This is a genomic window from Brooklawnia sp. (assembly GCF_049651565.1).
GTDB lineage: Bacteria > Actinomycetota > Actinomycetes > Propionibacteriales > Propionibacteriaceae > Brooklawnia.
Window position 1 is genome coordinate 1 of the sequence record NZ_JBASCI010000054.1, and the last position, 5984, is coordinate 5984.

11 protein-coding genes are annotated in these 5984 nt (G+C 68.9%); 5 read left to right on the forward strand and 6 right to left on the reverse strand.

Annotated features, from left to right (window positions below; all coding sequences use genetic code 11):
- Both WBL05_RS02665 and WBL05_RS02670 read left to right on the forward strand, forming a co-directional pair.
- Window positions 1–181, forward strand: a 181-nt coding sequence (locus tag WBL05_RS02665) for a hypothetical protein (protein ID WP_424223565.1), incomplete at its 5' end; no start/stop codon positions are given.
- A gap of 39 nt (window positions 182–220) precedes the next feature.
- Entirely contained in the window at window positions 221–1183 is a 963-nt protein-coding gene (locus WBL05_RS02670; protein WP_424223567.1) for a peptidase dimerization domain-containing protein, read from the forward strand.
- On the opposite strand, the gene WBL05_RS02675 is transcribed toward WBL05_RS02670, so the two are convergent.
- Window positions 1156–1569 (reverse strand): hypothetical protein, encoded by a 414-nt coding sequence (locus WBL05_RS02675; protein ID WP_424223569.1) that lies wholly within the window; start codon window positions 1567–1569, stop codon window positions 1156–1158. The two genes, WBL05_RS02670 and WBL05_RS02675, sit on opposite strands and share 28 nt — an antisense overlap.
- Window positions 1570–1710: 141 nt before the next feature.
- Between WBL05_RS02675 and WBL05_RS02680 the strand changes: the two genes are divergently transcribed.
- Window positions 1711–2046 carry an ArsR/SmtB family transcription factor gene (locus tag WBL05_RS02680; protein WP_424223571.1) on the forward strand — a complete coding sequence of 112 codons (336 nt, stop codon included), beginning with the start codon at window positions 1711–1713 and terminating at the stop codon, window positions 2044–2046.
- Window position 2047: 1 nt separating this feature from the next.
- Window positions 2048–2440 carry an SRPBCC family protein gene (locus tag WBL05_RS02685; RefSeq protein ID WP_424223572.1) on the forward strand — a complete coding sequence of 131 codons (393 nt, stop codon included), beginning with the start codon at window positions 2048–2050 and terminating at the stop codon, window positions 2438–2440.
- Window positions 2441–2566: 126 nt separating this feature from the next.
- On the opposite strand, the gene WBL05_RS02690 is transcribed toward WBL05_RS02685, so the two are convergent.
- The 3 genes from WBL05_RS02690 to WBL05_RS02700 form a co-directional block, all read right to left on the reverse strand.
- On the reverse strand, window positions 2567–3184 hold the full coding sequence (locus WBL05_RS02690) for a hypothetical protein (protein WP_424223573.1): 618 nt from the start codon (window positions 3182–3184) through the stop codon (window positions 2567–2569).
- A gap of 99 nt (window positions 3185–3283) precedes the next feature.
- A complete protein-coding gene (locus WBL05_RS02695; RefSeq protein WP_424223575.1) occupies window positions 3284–3592 on the reverse strand; it encodes a hypothetical protein in 309 nt (102 codons plus the stop codon).
- Window positions 3555–3824: a hypothetical protein gene (locus WBL05_RS02700; protein ID WP_424223577.1), complete on the reverse strand. Its 270-nt coding sequence runs from the start codon at window positions 3822–3824 to the stop codon at window positions 3555–3557. The genes WBL05_RS02695 and WBL05_RS02700 overlap by 38 nt, the downstream gene beginning before the upstream one ends.
- 181 nt (window positions 3825–4005) lie before the next feature.
- Between WBL05_RS02700 and WBL05_RS02705 the strand changes: the two genes are divergently transcribed.
- Window positions 4006–5604, forward strand: coding sequence for an ABC-F family ATP-binding cassette domain-containing protein (locus WBL05_RS02705; RefSeq protein ID WP_424223578.1), 1599 nt, complete (start codon window positions 4006–4008; stop codon window positions 5602–5604).
- Here the strand turns inward: WBL05_RS02705 and WBL05_RS02710 are convergent.
- A complete protein-coding gene (locus WBL05_RS02710; protein ID WP_424223579.1) occupies window positions 5601–5780 on the reverse strand; it encodes an ANTAR domain-containing protein in 180 nt (59 codons plus the stop codon). The genes WBL05_RS02705 and WBL05_RS02710 overlap by 4 nt on opposite strands.
- Before the next feature lie 9 nt (window positions 5781–5789).
- Window positions 5790–5984, reverse strand: a 195-nt coding sequence (locus WBL05_RS02715) for a transposase (protein WP_424223580.1), incomplete at its 5' end; no start/stop codon positions are given.

The following is a 5984-nucleotide window of genomic DNA, read 5'->3' on the forward strand; positions in this document are numbered from 1 at the left end:
CCGGCGGGCTGCCGGGGTGGGACGCGGCAAGGCCGCCATGCTCGGCGCCTACGCCGCCTGGTGCGCCTTCGCGTCCGTCCTCAGCCTCGCCATCGCCACCGGGCAGCGCGCTGACCGCTCATTGCCGCGCTTGCCTGGTGGCTCGGTGGTCCACCGGGCACCACGCCCGCACCGGAACTAGACTTCGGTAGCGCCCACTTCAACCGCAAAGGATCGACCGATGAGTACGACCAAGCGCGTGCTTCAGGGTCTCGATGAGATCAGTGGCTGGCAGGAGGAGTTGTACGTCCACCTGCACCAGAACCCGGAACTGTCAATGCAGGAGACCCAGACCACGGCACAGATCACGCGGCGGTTGGAGGCCTACGGCTACGACGTCCAGCAGATCGGCGGCGGCGTCGTCGGCATCCTGGCCAACGGCGAAGGCCCCACCGTACTGTTCCGTGCCGATATCGACGTGGCGCTCGGCCAGCACGTGCTGGCGGTGCCGTGGGCCGGCGAAGTGGGCACCACCGCCGGGCCGGTGCTGTCCACCGGCGCCTGCATCCGCATCAAGGTGACCGGCAAGGGCTCGCACGGCTCGATGCCGCACCTGGGCGTCGACCCGGTGCTGATGGCTTCGGCCATCGTCACCCGGCTGCAGGGCATCGTGGCCCGTGAGATCGCGCCCAGCCAGTTCGGTGTGGTGACCGTCGGCTCGCTGCAGTCCGGCACCAAGGCCAACATCATCCCGAACGACGCAACCCTGCTGCTCAACATCCGCGCCTACGACGAGGCCGTCCGCGACAAGCTGCAGGCGTCCATCGAGCGGATCGTCCGGGCCGAGTGCCAAGCCTCCGGCGCGCCGGTCGAGCCGACGTTCGAGCTGTACGACCAGTACCCGCTGACCGACAACGATCCTGATGTGAACGCCAGGGTAACCGGGGCCTTCGTCGACCACTTCGGCGCCGAACGGGTCAAGAAGCTCGAGCCCATCACCGCGTCCGAGGACTTCTCGATCATCCCCGACGCCTTCGGCGTCCCCTACTGCTACTGGGGCTTTGGCGGCTTCACCGCCGGCACGCCCACCCTTCCCAACCACAACCCGGGCTTCGGTCCGGTCATGCAGCCCACCCTGCGCACGGGCACCGAAGCCGCCGTCGCCGCTGTGCTCGCCTACCTCGGAAAGGACGAGCAGGCATGACCACCACTGGCGCCGCTACTGCTGCCACGTAGGAGGGGGTGCCAGGGCACTGAGTGCACGAGGCCCCGCAGTCTGCCGGGGCCTAGCCGCACCTCCTGCCCGATGGCCGGCATGGTGGTGCACTCCCAGGCGGTGCAGACCTCCTTGCAGATCGTGTTGCCGTTCGGGTCGGTAGTGCACTCGTACTTCATCGCCGTGCACCTGCAGATGTCGATGGTCGGTCGCTTGATGCCGCCGTCTCCGGTCGGCTTGTTGAGGATGACCAGTTCGGGGGAGACCTCGAGGACGAAGGTGCCGGAGTCGATCGGCAGCGCTTCGTACCGCCTGGTCTGCAGGGTTGTGGTGTGCTCCCAGCGCGCGCTGGTCGACCTGTCGTCCGTGTTCATCGGACTTCCTCGCGCTGGTGGGTCCCGGGAGTGTACTGCTGATCAACTCGCTCGGCGTCGGCCTGTGGGGGCGGATTGGGCGCCGCGAAACCGGCGTCCAGACCTGGCAACGTACAACCTTTCGGTTGTACATTTGGGGCTGTGATCGATTCCCCGGATCCCGAGGAACGCGCAGACGCATTGTTCGGCGCGTTGGCCGACAGCACGCGGCGCGACATCCTGCGGCGGGTGCTGGCGGGGGAGCACTCGATCTCACAGCTGGCGGAGAAGTACGAGATGAGCTTCGCCGCCGTGCAGAAGCACGTCGCCATCCTCGAGCGGGCCGGCCTGTTGCGCAAGCGACGGGCGGGACGAGAACAGCTGGCAAGCGGCGACGTGGACGCGGTCCGCTCGGTGGCCTCGATGCTCGACGAGCTGGAGGACATCTGGCGGGGCCGGGTCGCCCGTATCGATGAACTGCTTGACAAGGAGCTTTGAAATGCCCGTCACCAACGTCACCAAGGACCTGGACAATCGCACCCTCACCGTCGAAGCCGAGTTCGCGGCCCCGGTCGAGCGGGTCTGGCAGCTCTACGCCGACCCGCGCCAGCTCGAGAAGATCTGGGGACCGCCCGGCTACCCGGCCACCGTGGTCGAGCACTCGCTGACCCCGGGCGGCCGCGTCCACTACTACATGACCTCGCCCGAGGGGGAGAAGTTCCCCGGCTGGTGGGGGGTCACCGCCGTGGACGAGCCGAACAGCTTCGAATTCGACGACGGCTTCGCCGCCGACATGGAGTTCAACCCGGCGCCCGACATGCCGGTCGCGCACTGCGTCTACCGGTTCGAGCCGAACGGATCTGGCACGAAGGCCACCTACGTCAGCGTGTAGCCGACTGCCGAGGGCCTGCAGCAGGTGCTCGAGATGGGCATGGAGCAGGGCTTCACCATGGCGGTCAACCAGATCGACGAACTGCTGGTGTCCTGACCAGTTCGCCGGCCGCAGCCGGTCAGTCGGTCAGCCCGGCTGGCCGCCCTGCCGCTCGGGGAACACTGGAGGTGTCCGCTCCGCCGCCCAGGCCACCAGCGCCCCATAGGCCTCGGTGTCGTCCCAGTCGATCCCGTCCCCGCGGATCACCTTGTGGTTGCGGCGGTCGATGGCGATCCACAGCTCTTCCCGGCGGCCGTCCATCACCACCGGCAGCGGATCCGGGTTGCCGATGTGGAAGAAGTCCGCCTCCTCGATCAACCGGCGCAGTTCGTCATTCTCGGCCTTCGACAGTTGATAGCTGTCGGTCTTGAACTCACTGACCCGCCCGGTGATGCCGCCGGAGATCCTGTAGTGCAACCTGATCACCCCGACGTGCGGGTAAGCCACGTCGTCCCGTTCCCGGCGCACGTTGCCCTTCTGGTCGGCGCGGTAGGCCAGCCCGCCACCGAGCCGGATGCGATAGCCGGGCGTCACCACGTCCAGGCAGGCCTCGTCGTCCGTGGCCAGGCCCAGGCAACTGTCGGGCCATTCGGCTGCCTCGAGGCTCTCCACGGTGATGTCGTCGACTTCGCCTCGGGTCGACTCGACGGCGTCGGCGATGGCGGCGGACAGGGCGGCGACGGCTGGATGGGCCGGCTGGTTCATGACGTCTCCTCGTTGCGCGGGGGTTGGGTTTTGCAGCACCCTACTTCCCCTTGTCGGCCCCGGGAAGGACCTGCAGTCCGATGATGGGACGCCGGTGGTTCAACCGCCGACGTCGGCCAGGTGGTGGTGCACCTCGTGCAACCAGTAGTCGGCCAGCGTGGTGATGGTGAAGCGCTTGCCGTCGCCGCGCATCCCCGGCCGCGACCAGGCCTCGGCGTCCAGTCGATCGAACAGTCCGGCCGCTTGCCGCAGGGCGGCATCGATCCCGGAGGCGACCAGCCGCGGATCGCGGGCGTTGTAGTCGCCGTCCACCGCGGCCCGTTCGCCGTCCCAGTCGCTGAAGGTCGGGTTCTCGGTGTCGCCCATCTGCTCAACCCGCCTTGCGAAGATCTGGCTGAGTTCGGCCACGTGGCAGGCGTACTCCAGCGGCGACCACACGTCCGGTTCGCACGGTCACGCCCGGACGCGCGAGCACGGCCTGCCACCGGGTGGCGGCGTCCCGGAGCCAGGCACCGACCGTTTCGGGCCTGCCCTGCGGGGTGAAGCCGCACTCGGGGCATGGTTCGGAGATCACGAAGGTCCAGTCGCGGGTGTCTGGCCGCGCCGGCGTGGTGTGCGGGGAGACCTGGCTGTCTGGCATCCACCCATGGTAGGTGGCCGCTTGTGCGCACGCTCGGGGCTGACCTACCCTGACTGTGACGTGTCGTCGATCACTGGAGGTGCGCGGTGTACGCAGCGAATGCCTTCCCGGCCCTGCGCTGACCGTCGACCGCCCACCGGGCTCCGGTCAGCGCCCTCATTCGCTGACGAACGGAGCCCTCATGTCCGCATCCACACCCGCCATCCTGTTGAACCAGGTGTCCTTCGCCTGGCCGGACGGCACGACCATCCTCGACGACGCCACCGCAGCAATCGGATCCGGACGCACCGGTCTGGTCGGTGACAACGGCACCGGCAAGACCACCGTGCTGCGGCTGATCCGCGGTGAGCTGGGCCCAACCGCCGGCACCATCACGACCAACGGCGAGGTCGGCTACCTCCCGCAACACCTCACCCTGGCCACCGACGCCTCGGTCGCCGACCTGCTCGGCATCAGCCGACCACTTGGCGCGTTGCGCGCCATCGAGGCGGGCCAGGTCTCGGCCGAGCTCTTCGACGCCGTCGGCAACGACTGGGACATCGAGTCCCGGGCCGAGGCGGCGCTCGCCACGCTCGGGCTGGGGACGCTCGCCCTGGACCGTCCGGTGGGCACCCTGTCGGGCGGCGAGACGATGCTGGTCGCCCTGACCGGGCTGCGGCTGGCCGGCACCCCGATCGTGCTGCTCGATGAGCCGACCAACAATCTCGATCGGCAGGCACGCGAACAGCTCCGGGCAGCCATCGGCAACTGGCGCGGCGCGCTGATCGTGGTCAGCCACGACGTCGCACTGCTGGAGGAGATGGACGAAACCGTCGAGTTGTACCGCGGCCAGCTCAGCGTCCATGGCGGTGGCTACCACCTCTACCGGCAGGACGTCGAGCAGGAGCAGGCCGCCGCCGCCCAGGGCCTGCGCAGCGCCGAGCAGGACCTGCGCAGGCAGCAACTGCAGCGTCGGGACGCCGAGACCGCGCTCGCCCGCCGGCAGCGCTACGCCAACACCGACTTCACCAACAAGCGCAAGCCCAAGATAGTGATGAACACCCGACGCTCCCAGGCCCAGGTCTCGGCCGGAAAGCTGCGCGACAATCTGGACGACCGGGTCGAGACCGCCCGGCAGCAGGTCGTGGCTCAGCAGCAGCGGCTGCGGGACGACGACCGGGTCCGCATCGACCTGCCCGACCCGGGCGTCCCGGCTGGCCGGCGGCTGGCCGAGCTGCACCACACCGGCGGCGTCCACGTCATCGCCGGCCCGGAGCGACTTGCCATCACCGGCCGCAACGGCATCGGCAAGACCCGGCTGCTGGAGACCCTGTCCGACCCGACCCTGCGGGCCGGTCGCGAGGTCCGGGCGGTGCCGCTGACCAACGGGATCGGTTACCTGCCGCAACGCCTGGACGGGCTCGACGAGGACGCCTCGGCACTCGACAACGTCCGGGCCGCCGCCGCGGGGACTCCGCCGGGTACCGTCCGGGCGCGGCTGGCCCAGTTCCTGATCCGCGGGGACGACGTCCACCGCCCGGTCGCCACGCTGTCGGGTGGTGAACGCTTCCGGGTGGCGCTGGCTAGGCTGCTGCTGGCCGATCCGCCGCACCAACTGCTGGTCCTCGACGAGCCGACCAACAACCTCGACCTGTCCACCAGCCAGGCACTGGTCGACGCGCTGGCCGGTTACCGGGGGGCGCTGCTGGTGGTCAGCCACGAAGATCACCTGCTCGACCGATTGAGGCTGGACGTCCGACTGGAGCTGGACGAAGCCGGTGGGCTGGTCGGCCTCGACTAGCAGGTGTCGGGGTGCTGCAGTTCGCCGGTCTCGGCCAGCCGGCGGGCGACCTCGCGCAGCTTGAGGTTCAGGTGCTGCGAGGAGCTGCGCAGCACGTCGAACGCCCGGTCCGGCGGGATCTTCATCCGCTCCATCAGAATCCCCTTGGCCTGACCGATCACGTCACGGGCGGACAATGCGGCTCTTCACGAAAGAGAGTGGATGAGGGGTCGGAATCCGCCTGCTTCGAGGAGTGATCTGAGCCGGTAGTTGGCGAGGTTGCGGAAGCCGAGCGCGATGCCGCGGAGGTGTTCGAGCCGGCCGTTGATGGCTTCGGTGGGTCCGTTGCTGGAGCCGGGGTGGTCGAACCACGCCAGGATGTCGTCTCGTCGCTTTTCGAG